This is a genomic window from Pseudomonas sp. CCI1.1 (assembly GCF_034348165.1).
GTDB lineage: Bacteria > Pseudomonadota > Gammaproteobacteria > Pseudomonadales > Pseudomonadaceae > Aquipseudomonas > Aquipseudomonas paracarnis.
Map to the genome: position 1 here is coordinate 6,479,691 of NZ_CP133780.1, position 16,569 is coordinate 6,496,259.

Genomic DNA, 16,569 nt, shown 5'->3' on the forward strand with positions numbered 1-16,569 from the left:
GAATGACCATCGATGAAGCCTTCAAGCCTACGTCGCGAACGCTCACGCCTGAAGGATTCCTTTGCGTGAAGGGCGTAGCGGCCCGCGCAGGGGTTTATCAGTACCTATCGAGCGAGCTGGATCTGGACGGCCCCGAGCGAATCGTGAACGTCTACCGGTCGCCGGAAGAAGTGTTCAAGCCTGAGTCGATGGCGACCTACCTCGACAAGGACGTGACCAACGATCACCCGGACGACTTGGTCGACTCGACCACCTTCAAGGAAGTGTCGGTAGGTCATGTGCGCGGTGTTGAGCGTGACGGGGACAACCTGGTGGTGGACATGATCATCAAGGATCAGTCAGCCATCGACGACATCCAGTCCGGCAAGGCCGAACTATCCCCCGGCTACCTCGCTGAATACGTGGAAGCCCCTGGCGTTTCCCCCGACGGCACCGCCTACGAATACGAGCAGCGTGACATTCAAATCAATCACAACGCCGTTGTAGCAGCAGCGCGGGCCGGAAAGGTCGCCCGCATTTTTGACCACAAACCGAAAGGTATTACCAATATGGCGACCCGGAAAGTCTTTCTGGACTCCAAGAAAAGCCGCTCGATCATCCTGGACGAAGAGGCAGCAACGGTAGTCGAAGACGCCGTGGCAGCCTTGCAAAAGTTCGCGGACGAAGAAGCGGAGCGCGCAGACAAAGCTGAAGCAACCAAGGACGAAGCCGAAGAGAAGCTGGAAGAGGCCAAGAAGGAAACTTCCGACGCCGCTATCGGCCTGCGCGTGAAAGCAACCCTCGACACCATCGCACTGGCAGCCAAGGTCGTTAAGTCCTTCGACGCCAAAGGCCTGGTCTCCCCCCTGGAGATCAAGCGCGCCGCGATGGCCCAACTCAAGCCGACTCGCGACTGGGCTTCCAAGTCCGAGGCCTACGTAACCGCCGCATTCGACGCTGCGGCTGACGAAGCTGAAGAGAAGAAAGCCGAGGACGAAGACGACGATGACGACAAGTCGAAAGTCAACGACAGCCTCCGCCAGTTCGCCAAGGACGCAGCCGCGCGCGGCCTGAAGCCGACCCAAGACGGCACCGACGCCTACAACAAATTCCTGAGTGGTGGCAAATAATGGGCATTGCAATTGATACCTTCGGCCAGTACGCCGGCAAGGCCTACGAGGGCCAGATCAATGACCTGAGCATGGCGGATGTCACTACCGCGGTTGCCACGGTCGCCATCCCGTTCGGTCGCGTCGTCGTGTCGGACACTGCTGATCGCTCGGGCAAGCTGCCTGCAGCCGGTGCCGGTTTCTTCCTCGGTATCTCGGTTCGTAAGCCTGTGGGCGTGAGCGGTAGCTACCTCACCGGCCAGGTCTCCGATAGTGGCAACGCAGTCGGCGGCTACCGTGCTGGCGAAGAGGTCAGCCTGTTGGCCCATGGCCGCATCTGGGTCAAGACCCTGGCCGGCGCCGTCAAGGGCGCCCAGGTCTACGCCCTGCCGACCACTGGCGAGATCACCAACGCCGCGACCGCTGGCAATCACGTCCTGGCCGGCTGCACGTTCCTGGCGGCCGCCGCCGCCGGCGAACTGGTGCTGGTACAGATCAAAGCCATCGCGCCTACCACCATCGCCGCTTAAGGATCAGATCGAATGAAGACTTTCGACGCTTCCCCCCAGGCGCAACTGGGCTTCCTGATTGGTCAACTGACCTACGTTGAACAGGAAGTCCTGCGCCAGCCGTACCCGGAAATCAAATACCCATCGATCCTGTCGGTGGACACATCGGCCCCTGACTACGTCGAATCGATCGCCTTCAAGGTGCTCGACTACAAGGGCGAGCCAGCGCCAATCGGTGACACTTCGCACGACTTCCCCCTGGCCGAGATCGCGGCCAAGGTCGGTGGCGTGGACGTGGTACAGGCTGGTCTTGGCTATTCCTACAGCCAGATCGAAGTCGGCAAGGCCATGGAAATGGCGAATACGGTCGGCTTCGGCGGCGCCATCAACTACCTGGCCGAGAAGCCAATCGCGACCCGCACCCTCACCGAGCAGTGGCTGGACCGTGTTGCGATGGTTGGTGATGCCCGTTGGCCATCGCTGGCCACCGGCGGCCTGATCAAGTATCCAGGCGTCCCGGTCTTGGCGACCGGCACTTTGCTTGGCGGGGCAAACAAGACGTTCGCTGCGATTCTGGCCCAGGCGCCTGATACCGCGGCGCAGGAAATGCTGACTCTCCTGAACAGCCTGATTCTCCGGGTCTTCGCGACTCAGACCAACAGCATCTTCCGGCCGACCACGATCATGCTGCCGCTGTTGCAATACGGCATGCTGACCACTTTCCGCATTCCAAACACTGCGGAAACGTTGATCAGCTACCTCGAGCGCGTGCTGAAAATCACCTTCGAGCCGATCCTGCAGCTTGCGGGTGCCGGCGTTGGTGGTACTGACAGAATGATGGCGTACACCAAAAACGCTCAGTTCGCGAAGTTCCACCTGCCGATGCCGTTCACGCTGAACGCGCCGATCCCATCGCATGGCGGCCTGAAGTTCGAAGCTGCTGGTGTTGTCCGCACCGCCGGTACCGAGCTGCGCGTTCCGCTGTCCCACGCCTACGTTGACGGCATTTGAGGAGGTCACATGGCTGCGAAGAAAAAGCAAACCGGTGAATCCTCTTCGTCGGAAGCGACGGTCTGGACCAACGTCAGCAAGAACCCGGTGATCCTGCGCGACGGCAGCACTGTTGGGGCTGGTGACCACACCACCCCGGAGCAGGCTGAGTTCGCCGAGGGCTCACTGTGGGAAGAGCATGGCATCCTGGTCTCTGGCGCGCCGGTGCTCATGGATGACGGTGCCGACCAGATCGCGGCGCTGACCGCCGAAGTCGAAACCCTCCGGGCTCAACTGACTACCGTCGGTGGCGAGAAAGATGCGCTTCTGGCTGAAGTCGAAGAGCTGAAAAAGCAGATCCCTCCGAAAGAGTGATTTGAGCAGAACCCAAATAGCCCCGCCCAGTGCGGGGCTTTCTCATTACGGAGTTTGTTACATGGCCGAGCTGACCATTGAAGTGACGCCGGCGATCATTGCGGACTTCCGAGCGTTTTACCCTGAATTTTCTGATGTCACCGCCTGGCCTGATGCATCCATCACCCGGGCGCTGTACATCGCACGCGGCGAGTTTGGCGGCTGTGGCTGTGCTGGATGGGGGGATTACAAGCCCTACTCATTCCTCCAGCGCGGCTGGTTCGCCCTCGCTGCGCATTATCTGACCTGGAACAAGGCGACGACCGACGCCACCAAGGCAGACGGAAGCGCATCGACTCCCTATGCGCAGTCAAGCAAGAGCGTACGCGATGAGTCGGTGTCCTTCGCAATTCCAGGCGCTAACGCCTCGCTGACGACATGGGAGGCGGCGGTGGCCCTTACCCCATACGGGGTCGAATATCTACACCTTCTCTCCAGGGCTGGTATGGGGGCTATCTGCGTATGATCGAGCCAACCGTAAGCATGGTCGGGAAGCAGCAGGTCGAGGAAGCGCTTAAGCAGCTCGCCAAGCGACTCTCAGGCGAAACTCGTGTTCTTGCTGGTGTTCCTGAGGGGGCCGGTACCTACGAGGACGGCCTGACCCTGGCGACTATCGCAGCGGTGAACAACTTCGGCTCGGCAGATGGCCGCATCCCGGCCCGCCCAGTGCTTGAACCAGCAATCACGAAGGGAGCGCCGCAGTACCAGCGCCTTGCCGAGGTGATGATCCCTAAAGTGCTCAGCGGCGAAATGGCTATGACCCCCCTGCTTGAGCAGATGGGCCAACTGGCCGAGGGTCACATCAAGCAGGAAATCACCGACATTGACAGCCCGCCCAACGCGCCGTCGACCATTGCCAGGAAGGGCTCCGACAGTCCGCTGATTGATACCGGCGCCTTCCGCCAGTCCATTCGTTACGTCATCGCCGAACAGGGCGACCAAATTGAAGAGGGCTTGTAATGGGCCTGAACATGCGCGGCCACGTCAGCGGGCCATTCATCACCCACAAGGGTGTAGTGCTCAACCGCTACTCCAGTGAGATCGTGGACTTTGAGCCGGTGCTGGCCATCACCTACACAGACACTTTTGACGCCAACGTGCAGCCGGTCAGCGACAAGGAGATCGAATTCCTCCAGATCGGCGCCGAGCGCATCAATGACGTTCGGGTGATCCACCGCAACGACGGTAAGGGTATCGAGGCTTCGACCCCTGGCAAGCTGGCCGATATCCTGGTGTTTGCAGAGACGCCCGACAAGCCTGCCACCTGGTGGAAATCCATCGCCACAGACTTCAGGCCCTGGCACAACTTCTGCCGCGCCGTGGTGGCCAAGCTTGACCCTGCCGAGATAGCCAGCCTGGAGGCGCATACAGATGCTTGACTCCAAATCGCTATCCAAGGCGGTTTGTCGGATTGTCGTGGCTGTTACTGGGCTTCCGGCCGACAAGGTGATCCTTGCGGACAATAACACCGCGGCCCCTTCTGGCAGCTACTGCGCCGTACGACTGCAAAACCCTGAGCAATTCGGCCAGGCGCTCAACTCGCAAACCAACGTTCCTGCCCAGGACGACCCTCAGTACGAGGACATCATCGCCAAGGTGGCTACCCAGTTCACGCTGGGGTTCAGCATCAACTTCTACCGGGCGGGCGCAGTGATGTATGCCGCCGCCCTGTGTGAGGCGAACAAGCGAGAACCGGTGAAGGCCATCCTGCGCGCCGCGAAGCTTGGCTGGTCACGCGTGTCACCAATCAACAACCTGACCGGCCTATATCAGGCCGCCATGGAAGAGCGATCCCAGCTCACCCTCTACCTGTATGGCGAATCCATCGCAGAAGACCGCGTACAGCGGATCTACCGCGCCGGCTTCTCTGTGGAAACCGAACAATCTGGCGCCATCGCGCAAGGGGAAGTAAATGGCTTATCCGGCTGAAGACATCATCAACATCACCACGCTGATCAACTCGGCCGGGCTTGGTACTTCCAATTTCGGCGCTGGCATGGTGTTCGCGGACTTTGATTCGTCAAGCGATGCGACTTTCGTGACAGGCACCTACCGCGACTACGGTTCGGCCGCTCAGGTGGCTGCTGATTTCAATATCGCATCCGACCCTTATAAGGCAGCAGAATCGTGGTTCTCTGCCATTCCGAAGCCGAAGAGCTTGCGGATCTACCTGCGCATCGAAGAAGACACCCCAGTCGAGTCGCTGAATGACGCGATCAACAAAGGCATCTGGTTCTATTGGTTTGAGTTCGAGACCGGGGTTCGCGCGGTAGATGCTGATGTGCTGGCCTTGGCTGCTGCCGGCGATGCCGCTGGCAAGTTCTTCGCCTTCACCTCGAACCAAGCCACTATCCGTGATCCATCCGTCACTACCGATATCGTCAGCAAGGCCGTGACCCAGGGCTCGCGCCGTACGTTCGTAGCCAGCCATGCGAGCGAGCTCTATGAAGGTTTCGAGATTGCCGCGGTTTTCAGTCGTGTCAATTTCAACGCGTCCAACTCGACAATCACTGGAGAGTACAAAAAGCTCCCAGGAATCGACGCCGAGAGCCTGACGCCTACCGCCTACAGCACCATGAAGTCGAAAGGCGCCGTGTTCTACACCGTCGTCGAGACAGGCGGTGAGCGAGACAACGGGCGGATCATCAACTCGAAGACCACGTCCACTTTCGGCGAGTTCATCGACGATGTGTTCAACCTCGATGCCTTCACCAACTTCATGACCATCGCGCTTTACAACGCGCTGACCAAGGTTCCGACCAAGCTGCGCCAGACCCCTGCCGGACAACAGATCCTTATCGATGCTGCCGCACAGATCGGAGAGAAGTTCATTGATAACGGTTACCTGGGAGAGCGTTTTTACCTGGATGACCAGACCGGTGAGCAGGTGCTGAGCCGTGGCTACGAGATCCTGACCAAGGCTGAAGACATCCTGCTGATCTCCGATGCCGAGCGGGCAGAGCGCGGAGCGGCGCCGATCAACATGCGCATCTTCCGTGCTGGCGCCATCCATACCGTCGACCTGACGGCCAACGTTGAATAAGGGGCGCTCACATGTCTTTAGCTGATCTTTCTGTAGAAAACACCATTGTGGTCATCACTGGCGTAGGCGTGCTGGACGACTGGGGCCGCACCGACCCGCCGTTCACGATTGAGAATATCGATGACGTGGCGAACCTGAGTCGCGGACTGGGTGGTAACGCTGTTCGGTTCCATCGTAAGAACCCTGGCCTGCGCCTCACTGTGAACTTCATGCCTGGCAGTCCTCAAGCGCTCGCAATGCAGGCCCAGGTAACGGCCCGGGCTGAAATCTCAGGTTCTTATGCCTCAATCTCCGGCCTTGAGGGTAGCGTGTTCTCTGAAGGCGTTATTACTCGCGGAAAGTCCATGGCTCGCGGCGGTCCAGGCATGAATGACGCCACCTTCGTGATCGAGTTCAACAAGGGCAATATCGTATGAGCCAGGCTGAATCCTATATCCGCACCATTGAGCATGACGGTGTGACCTATCGCTTCGGTATGCCAAGCGCAGAGAAACAGCGGGCGGTTCTGTTCCGCCTGGGCAAGTACGGTGTAGAGCCAATGATCAAGGGCCTGGCCCTGGCCGAGCTTGGCAGCGCGTCCTCGTTCATCGTTGCCGGAGGCATCGTCGGCTCTATGCTCTCGCGCATGCCGGAGGATGACTTCAACTTCGTCTGCGACTCTATGCTGGGCAAGCTATTCAAGGAAGGCAGCCAAACGCCGCTGACCATGGAAGACTTTTCCGGCCGTCTGAAGACCTACTTCACGATCGTTGTGCTGGCCCTGGGGAATGCCTTCGAGGATTTTTCCGGACTCCTGACCCCCTTCCAGAAATCTACCGCTTCAGCCGAGGCGCCGGATTCGAGTCAGGAGAGCGCCTAAACCCGGCTGTCGATTGGGAGCTGTGGCGCCCTTGCGTTGGTATACCCGGGCTTTGTCCGCCGCTGTGCACGTATAGCCAGCTCACGGACGGCACTCATTCACTGGGATGGGTAAAACGGGCCAACCTGGTCATGGATGAAATGATCTACGCCCGCCACCTGGCTGAAGCCAATCGACCGAAATAGCCCTGCACTCGCGGGGCTTTTGTTTTTCAAGGGGCTGAAATTTGAAAGTTCTCGAAAGCTTCTTGATCGCCCTCGGCATGAAGGTCGATGAAAAGTCATTCCAGAAGGCTGATGCGGCGTTTGGTGGCCTGACCAAATCAGCCCTACAGCTTGGCGCTGTGTTTGCCGGGAAGCTGGCCATCGACAAGGTAGTGGGCGACTTCAAGCAGGCCGGTACCGAGCTGAACAACTTCAACAAGCTGACCGGGTTGAGCACCCAAAACGTGCAATCCCTCGGCCAGGCATTGAAGGCCCAGGGCGGCAGCGCCTCTGATGCCTTCTCTGCAATGAAGAAGATTCAGGACCTGATGGCATCACCGATCACCGGTGACACCGGATGGTTTGGTGACGTGGCTAAGCTCGGGCTTAACCCGGACGTGATCATCGGCGCGCAGAACACGGCTGACGCCCTGGCCGGTATTGCTGGCGAGTTCGAGCACATGAGCGCGCTCAACCAGCGCCTCGCGGGCCAGGCCCTGGGTTTGGATGACTCCACGGTTCGACTGCTCATGCGTGGCCGCGACGAGGTGGAGAAGCAGTTGGATTCCCGCGGCAAGCTTGCCGTGATGACCCAGAAGCAAATCGATGACTCTGCGCGCCTGACGAAAGCAACCAGCGAGCTTGACCAGGTGTTCACCGATATCGGCAACACCATTGCGGGCGAGCTAACTCCGGCCCTGGCAGATATGGCTGAGGATTTCGTCGCCTTCTACCGAAACAACAAAGAGCTCGTCGATTCTGGCTTGAAAGAGTTCTTCGGTGGCCTGGCTGACAACATTGAGCTTGTCGCCATTGCCATGGCACTCCTGGGTGGAGGTGCTGCGCTCAAGGGCTTGGCCGCTCTGCGCGCCATTGTTGGTCTTGGCGGTGTTGCTGCCGCCGGTTCTGCTGGTGGCGCAGCGGCTGCTGGCGGCGCTTCTATGCTCGCGGTTGCCGGAGGAAGTGCTGCGGCGCTTCTGTACTCCAGCAGCTTGAACAGCGGCGAAGACACAGAGCTGCTGAACAACCGCCTGAAAAAAGGCGGCGGCGAGGCTATTGGCGCTGTCGTGGACTACTTCACGTCCAAGGGGTGGACCAAGGAGCAGGCCGAAGGGATCGCCGCCAACCTGGAGGCTGAGAGCGGATTCAAGGCAAACGCCACCGGTGACGGCGGTCAGGCATACGGACTGGCCCAGTGGCACCCAGATCGCCAGGCCGAGTTCGCCAAGCAGTACGGCAAGGACATCCGCAAATCTACTGGCGCCGAGCAGCTTGAGTTCATCAACCACGAGTTGACCCGGGGCAACGAGAAGTCGGCCGGCACCAAGCTACGCGCCGCGACCAGCTCCTACGATGCCGCCTCGATTGTCTCCCGCGAGTATGAGCGCCCGGCAGACGCTGCTGGCGAGGCGTCCAGGCGCGGAGCAAGCGCTGCTGGATACACCGACAACCGCGTGTACCACATCAGCGGCGCCGACACAGAGAAGGTCAAGCAGGTACTCAACGAGCAAATGGGTCAGATGACCGAGCAGACCATGCAGGACTTCAAGAGCCCAGAACTATGAGCCTGATGAGCATATTCACCAAGACACTGCCAAAGATCGGCCCTCTTGAGTTCGACGCGAAGCTGGAAGGGATCACCAGCAAGGCGATCACCCTGACCCAATATCCGGTCGAGTTCGGCGCCAACACCAACGATCACGCGATTCTCATGCCGAACCGATACCTGCTCACCGGAGCCGTATCGAATAGCCCTCTCGGCCTCGGCCTGGATGACATTGGCATGATGGGTGCCGGCGCCATTGCTACGGCAGTCGGCGGTGTTGGCGGGGCGGCAATCACGGCTGTGTCGGCATACCTGCTGTCTGGCGGTGATGACACCCGGGCGTCAACTGCCTGGGCATCTCTCACCGCAATCATGGAGGCGCGCGCCAAGTTCGATCTGGACACGGGCAAGGAGATCATGCGCGACATGATGATCATCCGGCTTGATGAGCGTACGCGGCCTGAGAATGAGGATGGCCTAGTGTTTATCGCTGAGCTCCAGCAGGTTCGGATTGTTCGCTCAACGGTTGGTCGAGGCGTCACGTCGGCTGACCAGCTCATGAAGAACGACACGGTGTCCACCCAGGGCGCCCCGATGATCTCCGCCGGCGATGCTGCCGTAGAGGTAATGCCATGAGTCGTTACAGCGTTGCCGTCCAAGCACTGCCGGCTCAGACCTTCACTGCGCGCCTTGGCAAAAACACTGTGACCGTAGAGCTGCAATGGATGGCACGGTTTGAGGTGTTCCGCGTAAACATCCTGACCGCCTTGGGCTCCCCCCTCACGATGGGGCGATTCCTTCTGCCGAACATCGACCTTCTGGCCGGCCTTTACCCGCCGCCATCCATTTCCTACGGGTCGCTCGTCTTGGAGGGCGATCAGGCAACGCCCGATAACCTGGGTATCGACAACGTTCTGGTGTGGTCAGATGAATGATGAAATCTTCCTTCGCAATTACCGACTGAAGATCGGGCGCAGCACGGGCTCTCGTGTTTACGAGATGCGGCCCAACGAAACAATCCAAGATCAGGACGGGCTGCGCCTCACATTTCAGGTCACGCACTTCGCCGGCGGGGCGTTCAGCGTTGCCGAAATAACCATCTACAACGTGTCGCGCTACGCATCCAGGCAGATGCTTGGTGACGGCTCAACGGGGAAATACGAGTTCATTTCCTTGGAGGCTGGATACGACGGGCTGTTTGGTTCGATATTCGTGGGCCAAATCACCAACGTTCAGATTCACCTTGAAGATGGCGGCTCTACCCGCGGGATTCGCTTCTTCTGCAAATCTTCCGCGAAAGAGCGCGATCTAAATCTGATCAATTTAACCCTGGCGCCAGAGACGGACCCCGTACAGATCATTGAGGAATGCGCTTCAGTGTTCGGCGCCGAGATCCAGTTCTACGGAGATTTCTCAGGACTCAAGCGCCGATCGCGTGGCACGGTCCTCCAGGGCAGCCCTACCTCCTGCATGAATGAGCTTGGCGAGACCTTCGCATTCGATTGGATGGTCGAGAACGGCTCCATCAAGATCATCAAGCGCGACTTTGCGCTGGACAATCAGGTCTACGTGATCAGCTCCGGCACCGGGATGATCGGCTCGCCAGTGGTTAGCGACACCGAAGTAGGCATCCGCTACACGCTAAACCCCAAGATCAAGCTCGGCGACACCATCAAGCTTGAATCCATGGCCCCTCGCTTCGAGTTCTCTGGGGCTTTCTTTTACGACGTGCCTCGCACCATCGGCGAGGGCTATTACAAGGTCAACTCACTGGTGTTCGCGGGCGACTCCCATGGTGACCAGTGGGAAAGCCAGATCAGCTGCCTACGCCTCAGCGCGGCGGCCCAGGCCGGAATTTCAGAAAGGGCAACGCGATGAGTGATCCGCTCTCCTCAAGAACGCAGGCTGAATACTCCAAGATGCTGCGAGGCATATTCGGCGAGTACCTGAAAGACAACATGCGCACCAGCGTGCCAGGCCATGTCCTTAGCTTCGACCCGGCCACGCAGATGGCAGAGGTTCAGATCGGCCTGATGCTGGAAGACCGCCTTGGCTCGCAGCAGCCACGCCGCCCAATCATCCATGTTCCAGTTCAGTTCTGGGGAGCCGCCGGCGGCACGCTCGAATGCAGGGTCGCCAGCAACACCGAGGGCGTCCTGTTCTTCTCCCAGGAGTGCATTGACTCCTGGGTCGACCAGGGCGGCGTGGCCGTTAAGTCGGAGCCTCGCCGGTTCTCGATCAACGATGCCTACTTTATCCCTGGCATCCGATCTATCCCTGGTGCGATCACGAGTTTCGCAAATGACGGAATCCGCTTACGAAGCAATGACGGCTCTCGGTATGTATGGCTGAAAGATGATGCCTCCATCGGGCTCAGCAATGGGGCTGGAAGCATCACCATTGGCGCTGACGGGGTCGTAAACATCAACGGCGTGACGATCACTCCTGCGGGCCTGGTCCATACGGCGAATGACGTGCAGGCGGGATTAATCAGCTTGAAGCTGCATAAAACTTCGCAGGTTCAGCCTGGCAATGGAGTAAGCGGAGTGCCAATCCCATGACGGTACGAAAACTGGACGCCGACGGCGACTTGGCACTAGGGCCTCAGGAATTCCTGACAGGCTATGCCGCCGAGGAAGTCGCGCAGAACGTGGTAACCCGCCTCAAGTTTTTTCTCGGCGAGTGGTTCCTCGACACAACGGACGGAACGGACTGGTTCGGCAGCGTATTGGGGAAAGGATCGGTCCTGGCGTCTCGTGAGTCGGTGATTCGCCGCCGCATCCTGTTAACGCCCGGGTGCGCGGGCATGACCTCGTTTAGCCTTTCCACAGACATCGATACACGACAACTCACCGTCACCGCGTCAATCGTCAGCACCTCAGGCGATAACGCAGAAATCAATTTTGTTCAGGCGGTCGTCTAATGGCTCAGATCACGGACCAAGGAATCACGGGGCGCTCTCTGAACGAGTACCTCGGCGACATTAAAGAAAAGACGCTTGCGATTGACCCTGAATGGAACATTGACTCAGACAGCCCTGACGGTCAGCGGATCGGCATCGAAGCCGAGACGTTCGCCAACCTTGACGAAGCAGTGGTAGGAGCATATCGCAGCAAGGACCCGGACAGCGCAACAGGTGAGGCGCTGCGCAACATCGGGAAAATCTCAGGCATACCGATTCGCGATGCCACCTACTCGGTAGCTCCGATCACTGTGACTGGGCAAACCAGCGCCACCATCCCGCAAGGCTCGCAGGTTCGTAGCCGGGTCGATAATACGGTGTGGCTCACTACAGCCGTTATCGTCATAGGCATCGGGCAGACCGCCAACGGCTTCGTTACATGCACAACCCCGGGCAGGGTGCTTGCTTCTCCTGGCGAGCTAACCATCATCGGCACCCCTATCAGCGGATGGGCCTCGGTGACGAATGGCGAGGCAGCCGCCGGCGTTCCAGCTGAAAGCGACGAAGACTTCAGAATCCGCAGGGCTGACGGCGTCTTGCGTGCCGGTAGCAATATGCGTGACAACATGCACGCAAATATCGCCAGTGTTTCCGGCGTGACCGATGTCCAGGTCCTGGAAAACAGCAGCGTCTCGCCTTTCGATTCGGATGGTGTTCCCTACACAGGCATCGCCGTGATTGTGAACGGAGGTTCGGATGCTGACATCGGTCTGGCCATGTACCAGAAGCATAACCCTGGCACCCCCATGCTTCCGCGCTACAACTCAAAGACGGATACGTGGGTCGATGCGCCTGGCGCCAACGGTGTAAAGGTCGACGTAGTATCTCCGGTCACTGGCAATAAGAGCGTGATGACTTTTCAGCGCGCCACGGGTCTGCCGATTTTCGTGGCAATCACGGTTCAAAAGGAGGGCGACCTCCCATCGGACATTGAGGATCTGTTGAGGGCGGCCGTAATCGCTGACTCGACGCGCAGTCTATTTAGTGGCGAGACCTCCACTGGCTTTAACCGTGGCGGCTATGACATCGGCGAGAAAGTTCCGCCCGGCCGCCTGTACACGCCGGTCAACAAGGTGCTTGGCCTTTACGGGGATAGCTACATCACCTCGCTGACGATTGGCTTATCTGCCTTGGCGCAGGGGCTGACGCCAATTCAGCCAACCATTTCTCAGATCGCCACCTTCGACGCTGAAAATATTTCGATAACGGTGCTTCCATGAGCATGGACCACGTCGAGCGCGCCAGGTCGCGCATCATCAATGAATATCGTGATAAGCAGCGAATGGTTAGATGGCTGACCATCACGCCAGAGATCGCCAACGAAAGACTAGAGGGCGCTCTCGACTTGGTCTACGGCAGCTACGACGTGGATACGGTTTCCGGCGAAATGCTTGATGTAATTGGGCGGATTGTTGGTGTCGCGCGGCCAATACTACGCGCGGCCGAGTTCGACGTTTTCGGGTATGCAGGGAACGATAGCTATACCAATTACAATATCGCTCCCTATATTGGAGATGGCGAAGCTATTGACGCTCCGCTTAATAATGATCTCTACCGAAAGCTGATCAAGGCGAAGATCGCCAGGAACATCAGCGACGGAACTGCAGACAGCATCATCCAACTCCTTGAAATCATCATTGGGGTTAAGGTAACAGCGCTCGTCAATAACGGTGACAAGTCGTTCGATATAGGTGTCGCTTCCGCCCTGGACAACACCACGCTGTACTTGATCGATAACTTTGACATCATCCCCCGCCCCCAGGGCACGAGGATCGGACAGATATTTATTCTGCCCATCAACATTGATGAAATCGAAGCCTCTTCTTCGCACATTTACGAATATGCAAATGTGACACTCCCTGGAGATTTAGCCTGATGGCAAGACAGCCCTTCAATAATCGCTGGGCTCAAGGCGTTGAGTCCCAAGATAACCTGAACACCTTCAAGGCCCCTGGCGATGTGAGAATAAACTCTGGATGGGAAGGCGGCCAGGACAAGGACGCGCCGCCGGCGGGGCAGGAAAACTGGTGGCATAACCGAGTGGACACCGCCTTGCAGGGTGTTGAGCGAAACGGCGCCATGTCATGGCACCCTCAGGCCATCTACGGGATGGGCGCGCCAACTTATGGTCCCGATGGTAACTATTACGAAAGCATCGTCGCCGACAATACTGGTAACAACCCTTCCTCAACAGCCGGGTTCTGGCGTTACTGCGGACCTTCATTTTTTTCAGGTCACGTTCCTGGCGATCTGAAGATGGTGGCGCACAACAACATCCCTACTGCTGGGTGGTTGAAGTGCAATGGCGCAATCCTCTCCAGAGCATCGTATGCACTTCTTTTTGATTCCATAGGGACCATTTGGAATTCCGGAGGTGAGACATCGTTGCAATTCAGGCTGCCTGATTTCAGGGGGGTGTTTCTCAGGGGATTCTCTGACGGAAGCTCGATTGACTCTGGTCGCGCATTTGGGTCTTTTCAGGCGGACGAGTTGAAGTCTCACCGGCATGAACTCCGCAGTGACTTGATAGGCGCACAGCCTCTTCAGGGGGGGACGCCTGACGCAAGATTCAACCAGGCAAATGAACTTCTCGGCTACACAGAAAACACCGGCGGCAGCGAAACAAGGCCAGTCAATCGAACTGTCAGTTACTGGATTAAATACTGATGAATACAAAACTTCAGGCGGGTCAGCGACTGGTTTACCAGACTGATCAAGATGGTTTTTTTGTCGGCACAACTGTGGCAGACCCCGACCCCAAAAATCCTGGGGTCTGGCTGATACCTGCGGGATGCGTAGAGCTGGCTCCGCCACCTATTGGGTCTGGAAAGAAAGCCATTTGGTCGGGCTACAAGTGGAAAGTCATTGATATGTAGGTGAACTATGGAACGCAAGCGCAAACGTCACTTCAGCGACAAGATGGAAAAGTTCTGTCTTGCCTACGTCGAGACAGCTAACGCAGCCGAGTCCTATCGAATCGCCTACAACACTGAAAACATGGCCACGGCCACTATCGGCCGTGAAGGCTACAACACCCTACAGAAGCCCCAGGTCCAGGCCAGGCTCGAAGAATTAAGGAAGAAAGTCATGGAGCGTCACGAAATCACCGTGGACACGCTCCTTGCCGAGCTGGAGGAGGCCCGGAAAGCGGCGCTGGGCGCGGAAACGCCTCAGACATCCGCCGCTGTATCGGCCACGATGGGCAAGGCCAAGCTATTGGGCCTGGACAAGAAGATCGTGGAGCTCACCGGCAAGAACGGCGCACCGATTGAAACCAGCTCCACGGTCACGGTTGACCATAAGGCCCTGAGTTCTGTGCTGGACTGCCTATGAGCAAGCTGCTCGACTGGGATGTAATGAGCAGCGCAGAACGACAAGCAGCAAAACTTATCAGCGAGCACTCGCCGCTGTCGTTCATGCGCGTATTTTTCCAGCTGAACCAGGGCATGAAGATGCTCTGCAACTGGCACCATCGCTACATGGATCACACGGCCCTGAGGGTGCTGTCTGGTGATCTCAAGAACGTAGTATTCAACATGCCGCCTGGGGGCACGAAGACCGAGTTCTGGTCAATCCATGTGCCTTCATACGCCATGACCAAGTTCGACCGCACGCGCACGCTCAACGTCTCCTACTCCAAAGCTCTGGTAGAGGAGAACTCGAACCGCATCAAGTCGATAATCACCAGTGATGAATATCAGGATTTGTGGCCGTGCGACCTGGGGAAGGCCGACGTGGCCAACTGGGTTATCACCGATGATCGTGGGCGCAACAAACACCAGATGTTCAGCCGCTCCACTGGCGGACAGATCACCGGCGTGCGCGGTGGCTACATCTCAGAATGCTTCACCGGATTCATTAACCTGGATGACCCGGAAAAGGCCGACAGTGCTTTTAGCGCGACCATGCGCGCCAAGGCCCAGCGGATTGTCACCAACACTCTGCGCAGTCGTAGGGCTTCGCCAGATACCCCTGTCATCTGTACCCAGCAACGCCTGCACACGGACGACGTGTCGGGCTTCCTGCTCAAGGGCGGCATGGGTCTTGATTTCGCACACATCAAGGTTCCTGCCTTGGTCACTCGCGATTACATCGCAAGCTTGCCTGATGAGATCCGCGAACACGCCGAGCGCGATGTTTTCGGAAGTCCGTCAATCGTCCGCGGCGGCGTCGAGTACTGGTCTTACTGGCCAGCCAAGGAAACCGTCGACGACCTGATGGCCCTTTGGGACAGGGACCCGTACACCATGGTCAGCCAGTACCAGCAGGAGCCCGTAGCTCTCACTGGCGGCATGATAGATGCCGACTGGTTCAAGACCTACGAGCAGCTGCCGTTCCTGGTGTGGCGCGGCGTGTACGTCGACACCGCGCAGAAAACTGGGGAGCAGCACGACTTCTCGGTCTTCAACCATTGCGGACTTGGAGTCGATGGGAACCTCTACATCATTGAGGTGCACCGCGGCAAATGGGATGCAGGGGATCTTGAGACGGAAGCGCTGCGCATCTGGCAGAAATGGAAAGACTGGGACCAGTTCCGACCTGCAGCACTCAGATACATGCGCGTCGAGGACAAATCGTCAGGCACTGGCCTGATTCAAACCATCAGCAAGAAGGGCTCTATTCCAATCGAAGCTCAGCCGCGCGGCCCAGCAGCCAACAAAGTTACCCGCTGCATGGATGCGGTGCCTTGGATCAAGTCCGGTCGGGTTTTCGTCCCGGCAATTTTCGATGACCAAGGACGAAAGATCGAGCACGTCAAGGACCATCGAGGCGAAACAATCGCCAGCACCGAATGGGTCGCCCCTTTCCTTACGGAAGCATCAGCCTTCACGGCCGACGACAGCCACGACCACGACGACCAGGTAGACACCATGTTCGACGCAGTCGCGGACATGCTCATCAGCAACAGCGGCGACTTCTTCTCCGGCAACTGGCTTTAAGCGAAAACCCTAAAC

23 protein-coding genes are annotated in these 16,569 nt (G+C 58.2%); all 23 read left to right on the forward strand.

What is annotated here, in order from left to right; genetic code table 11:
• Positions 1 to 2: 2 nt before the first annotated feature.
• Positions 3 to 1,109 (forward strand): DUF2213 domain-containing protein, encoded by a 1,107-nt coding sequence (locus RHM69_RS29560; protein WP_322255513.1) that lies wholly within the window; start codon positions 3 to 5, stop codon positions 1,107 to 1,109.
• Positions 1,109 to 1,618, forward strand: a complete 510-nt coding sequence (locus tag RHM69_RS29565; RefSeq protein WP_322255389.1) for a hypothetical protein — start codon at positions 1,109 to 1,111, stop codon at positions 1,616 to 1,618. The genes RHM69_RS29560 and RHM69_RS29565 overlap by 1 nt, the downstream gene beginning before the upstream one ends.
• A 12-nt stretch (positions 1,619 to 1,630) precedes the next feature.
• The gene (locus tag RHM69_RS29570) at positions 1,631 to 2,608 is read left to right on the forward strand and encodes a major capsid family protein (protein WP_322255390.1); all 978 of its coding nucleotides are present in this window, start codon (positions 1,631 to 1,633) and stop codon (positions 2,606 to 2,608) included.
• Positions 2,609 to 2,617: 9 nt separating this feature from the next.
• Entirely contained in the window at positions 2,618 to 2,962 is a 345-nt protein-coding gene (locus RHM69_RS29575) for a hypothetical protein (RefSeq protein ID WP_322255391.1), read from the forward strand.
• Between the two features lie 61 nt (positions 2,963 to 3,023).
• The gene (locus RHM69_RS29580; protein WP_322255393.1) at positions 3,024 to 3,467 is read left to right on the forward strand and encodes a DUF4054 domain-containing protein; all 444 of its coding nucleotides are present in this window, start codon (positions 3,024 to 3,026) and stop codon (positions 3,465 to 3,467) included.
• Entirely contained in the window at positions 3,464 to 3,961 is a 498-nt protein-coding gene (locus RHM69_RS29585; RefSeq protein WP_322255395.1) for a hypothetical protein, read from the forward strand. Before RHM69_RS29580 ends, RHM69_RS29585 begins: the two co-directional genes overlap by 4 nt.
• Positions 3,961 to 4,380: a hypothetical protein gene (locus RHM69_RS29590; protein ID WP_322255397.1), complete on the forward strand. Its 420-nt coding sequence runs from the start codon at positions 3,961 to 3,963 to the stop codon at positions 4,378 to 4,380. The genes RHM69_RS29585 and RHM69_RS29590 overlap by 1 nt, the downstream gene beginning before the upstream one ends.
• On the forward strand, positions 4,373 to 4,930 hold the full coding sequence (locus tag RHM69_RS29595) for an LIC_12616 family protein (RefSeq protein ID WP_322255399.1): 558 nt from the start codon (positions 4,373 to 4,375) through the stop codon (positions 4,928 to 4,930). The genes RHM69_RS29590 and RHM69_RS29595 overlap by 8 nt, the downstream gene beginning before the upstream one ends.
• Complete coding sequence (locus RHM69_RS29600; protein ID WP_322255401.1) at positions 4,914 to 6,044, forward strand: DUF3383 family protein; 1,131 nt, start codon at positions 4,914 to 4,916, stop codon at positions 6,042 to 6,044. Before RHM69_RS29595 ends, RHM69_RS29600 begins: the two co-directional genes overlap by 17 nt.
• Before the next feature lie 11 nt (positions 6,045 to 6,055).
• Positions 6,056 to 6,460 (forward strand): hypothetical protein, encoded by a 405-nt coding sequence (locus RHM69_RS29605; RefSeq protein WP_044274820.1) that lies wholly within the window; start codon positions 6,056 to 6,058, stop codon positions 6,458 to 6,460.
• The gene (locus tag RHM69_RS29610) at positions 6,457 to 6,903 is read left to right on the forward strand and encodes a phage tail assembly chaperone (RefSeq protein WP_044274818.1); all 447 of its coding nucleotides are present in this window, start codon (positions 6,457 to 6,459) and stop codon (positions 6,901 to 6,903) included. Before RHM69_RS29605 ends, RHM69_RS29610 begins: the two co-directional genes overlap by 4 nt.
• A gap of 247 nt (positions 6,904 to 7,150) precedes the next feature.
• The gene (locus RHM69_RS29615; protein WP_322255403.1) at positions 7,151 to 8,671 is read left to right on the forward strand and encodes a phage tail tip lysozyme; all 1,521 of its coding nucleotides are present in this window, start codon (positions 7,151 to 7,153) and stop codon (positions 8,669 to 8,671) included.
• Positions 8,668 to 9,288, forward strand: a complete 621-nt coding sequence (locus RHM69_RS29620; RefSeq protein WP_044274816.1) for a phage baseplate protein — start codon at positions 8,668 to 8,670, stop codon at positions 9,286 to 9,288. The genes RHM69_RS29615 and RHM69_RS29620 overlap by 4 nt, the downstream gene beginning before the upstream one ends.
• Positions 9,285 to 9,587, forward strand: coding sequence for a phage baseplate plug family protein (locus tag RHM69_RS29625; RefSeq protein ID WP_177033527.1), 303 nt, complete (start codon positions 9,285 to 9,287; stop codon positions 9,585 to 9,587). The genes RHM69_RS29620 and RHM69_RS29625 overlap by 4 nt, the downstream gene beginning before the upstream one ends.
• Positions 9,580 to 10,530 carry a baseplate hub protein gene (locus tag RHM69_RS29630; protein ID WP_322255405.1) on the forward strand — a complete coding sequence of 317 codons (951 nt, stop codon included), beginning with the start codon at positions 9,580 to 9,582 and terminating at the stop codon, positions 10,528 to 10,530. Before RHM69_RS29625 ends, RHM69_RS29630 begins: the two co-directional genes overlap by 8 nt.
• Complete coding sequence (locus RHM69_RS29635) at positions 10,527 to 11,213, forward strand: Gp138 family membrane-puncturing spike protein (RefSeq protein WP_233098547.1); 687 nt, start codon at positions 10,527 to 10,529, stop codon at positions 11,211 to 11,213. The genes RHM69_RS29630 and RHM69_RS29635 overlap by 4 nt, the downstream gene beginning before the upstream one ends.
• A complete protein-coding gene (locus tag RHM69_RS29640) occupies positions 11,210 to 11,575 on the forward strand; it encodes a hypothetical protein (RefSeq protein WP_198832502.1) in 366 nt (121 codons plus the stop codon). The genes RHM69_RS29635 and RHM69_RS29640 overlap by 4 nt, the downstream gene beginning before the upstream one ends.
• Positions 11,575 to 12,834: a baseplate J/gp47 family protein gene (locus RHM69_RS29645; RefSeq protein WP_322255407.1), complete on the forward strand. Its 1,260-nt coding sequence runs from the start codon at positions 11,575 to 11,577 to the stop codon at positions 12,832 to 12,834. The genes RHM69_RS29640 and RHM69_RS29645 overlap by 1 nt, the downstream gene beginning before the upstream one ends.
• Positions 12,831 to 13,490 carry a DUF2612 domain-containing protein gene (locus RHM69_RS29650; protein WP_322255409.1) on the forward strand — a complete coding sequence of 220 codons (660 nt, stop codon included), beginning with the start codon at positions 12,831 to 12,833 and terminating at the stop codon, positions 13,488 to 13,490. Before RHM69_RS29645 ends, RHM69_RS29650 begins: the two co-directional genes overlap by 4 nt.
• A complete protein-coding gene (locus RHM69_RS29655; protein ID WP_184315694.1) occupies positions 13,490 to 14,281 on the forward strand; it encodes a phage tail protein in 792 nt (263 codons plus the stop codon). The genes RHM69_RS29650 and RHM69_RS29655 overlap by 1 nt, the downstream gene beginning before the upstream one ends.
• Complete coding sequence (locus RHM69_RS29660; protein ID WP_198832499.1) at positions 14,281 to 14,490, forward strand: hypothetical protein; 210 nt, start codon at positions 14,281 to 14,283, stop codon at positions 14,488 to 14,490. The genes RHM69_RS29655 and RHM69_RS29660 overlap by 1 nt, the downstream gene beginning before the upstream one ends.
• 7 nt (positions 14,491 to 14,497) lie before the next feature.
• Complete coding sequence (locus RHM69_RS29665) at positions 14,498 to 14,947, forward strand: terminase small subunit (protein WP_322255411.1); 450 nt, start codon at positions 14,498 to 14,500, stop codon at positions 14,945 to 14,947.
• Entirely contained in the window at positions 14,944 to 16,554 is a 1,611-nt protein-coding gene (gene terL / locus RHM69_RS29670; RefSeq protein WP_322255413.1) for a phage terminase large subunit, read from the forward strand. Before RHM69_RS29665 ends, terL begins: the two co-directional genes overlap by 4 nt.
• Positions 16,555 to 16,569: the final 15 nt, after the last annotated feature.

What these genes read in the sequence shown, in the direction of transcription:
- RHM69_RS29575 (WP_322255391.1), top strand. Translation starts at nt 2,618, where the DNA reads ATGGCTGCGAAGAAAAAGCAAACCGGTGAATCCTCTTCGTCGGAAGCG.
- RHM69_RS29625 (WP_177033527.1), top strand. Translation starts at nt 9,285, where the DNA reads ATGAGTCGTTACAGCGTTGCCGTCCAAGCACTGCCGGCTCAGACCTTC.
- RHM69_RS29600 (WP_322255401.1), top strand. Translation starts at nt 4,914, where the DNA reads ATGGCTTATCCGGCTGAAGACATCATCAACATCACCACGCTGATCAAC.
- RHM69_RS29635 (WP_233098547.1), top strand. Translation starts at nt 10,527, where the DNA reads ATGAGTGATCCGCTCTCCTCAAGAACGCAGGCTGAATACTCCAAGATG.
- RHM69_RS29605 (WP_044274820.1), top strand. Translation starts at nt 6,056, where the DNA reads ATGTCTTTAGCTGATCTTTCTGTAGAAAACACCATTGTGGTCATCACT.
- RHM69_RS29595 (WP_322255399.1), top strand. Translation starts at nt 4,373, where the DNA reads ATGCTTGACTCCAAATCGCTATCCAAGGCGGTTTGTCGGATTGTCGTG.
- RHM69_RS29560 (WP_322255513.1), top strand. Translation starts at nt 3, where the DNA reads ATGACCATCGATGAAGCCTTCAAGCCTACGTCGCGAACGCTCACGCCT.
- RHM69_RS29570 (WP_322255390.1), top strand. Translation starts at nt 1,631, where the DNA reads ATGAAGACTTTCGACGCTTCCCCCCAGGCGCAACTGGGCTTCCTGATT.
- RHM69_RS29590 (WP_322255397.1), top strand. Translation starts at nt 3,961, where the DNA reads ATGGGCCTGAACATGCGCGGCCACGTCAGCGGGCCATTCATCACCCAC.
- RHM69_RS29630 (WP_322255405.1), top strand. Translation starts at nt 9,580, where the DNA reads ATGAATGATGAAATCTTCCTTCGCAATTACCGACTGAAGATCGGGCGC.
- terL (WP_322255413.1), top strand. Translation starts at nt 14,944, where the DNA reads ATGAGCAAGCTGCTCGACTGGGATGTAATGAGCAGCGCAGAACGACAA.
- RHM69_RS29640 (WP_198832502.1), top strand. Translation starts at nt 11,210, where the DNA reads ATGACGGTACGAAAACTGGACGCCGACGGCGACTTGGCACTAGGGCCT.
- RHM69_RS29610 (WP_044274818.1), top strand. Translation starts at nt 6,457, where the DNA reads ATGAGCCAGGCTGAATCCTATATCCGCACCATTGAGCATGACGGTGTG.
- RHM69_RS29660 (WP_198832499.1), top strand. Translation starts at nt 14,281, where the DNA reads ATGAATACAAAACTTCAGGCGGGTCAGCGACTGGTTTACCAGACTGAT.
- RHM69_RS29580 (WP_322255393.1), top strand. Translation starts at nt 3,024, where the DNA reads ATGGCCGAGCTGACCATTGAAGTGACGCCGGCGATCATTGCGGACTTC.
- RHM69_RS29650 (WP_322255409.1), top strand. Translation starts at nt 12,831, where the DNA reads ATGAGCATGGACCACGTCGAGCGCGCCAGGTCGCGCATCATCAATGAA.
- RHM69_RS29655 (WP_184315694.1), top strand. Translation starts at nt 13,490, where the DNA reads ATGGCAAGACAGCCCTTCAATAATCGCTGGGCTCAAGGCGTTGAGTCC.
- RHM69_RS29620 (WP_044274816.1), top strand. Translation starts at nt 8,668, where the DNA reads ATGAGCCTGATGAGCATATTCACCAAGACACTGCCAAAGATCGGCCCT.
- RHM69_RS29565 (WP_322255389.1), top strand. Translation starts at nt 1,109, where the DNA reads ATGGGCATTGCAATTGATACCTTCGGCCAGTACGCCGGCAAGGCCTAC.
- RHM69_RS29585 (WP_322255395.1), top strand. Translation starts at nt 3,464, where the DNA reads ATGATCGAGCCAACCGTAAGCATGGTCGGGAAGCAGCAGGTCGAGGAA.
- RHM69_RS29645 (WP_322255407.1), top strand. Translation starts at nt 11,575, where the DNA reads ATGGCTCAGATCACGGACCAAGGAATCACGGGGCGCTCTCTGAACGAG.
- RHM69_RS29665 (WP_322255411.1), top strand. Translation starts at nt 14,498, where the DNA reads ATGGAACGCAAGCGCAAACGTCACTTCAGCGACAAGATGGAAAAGTTC.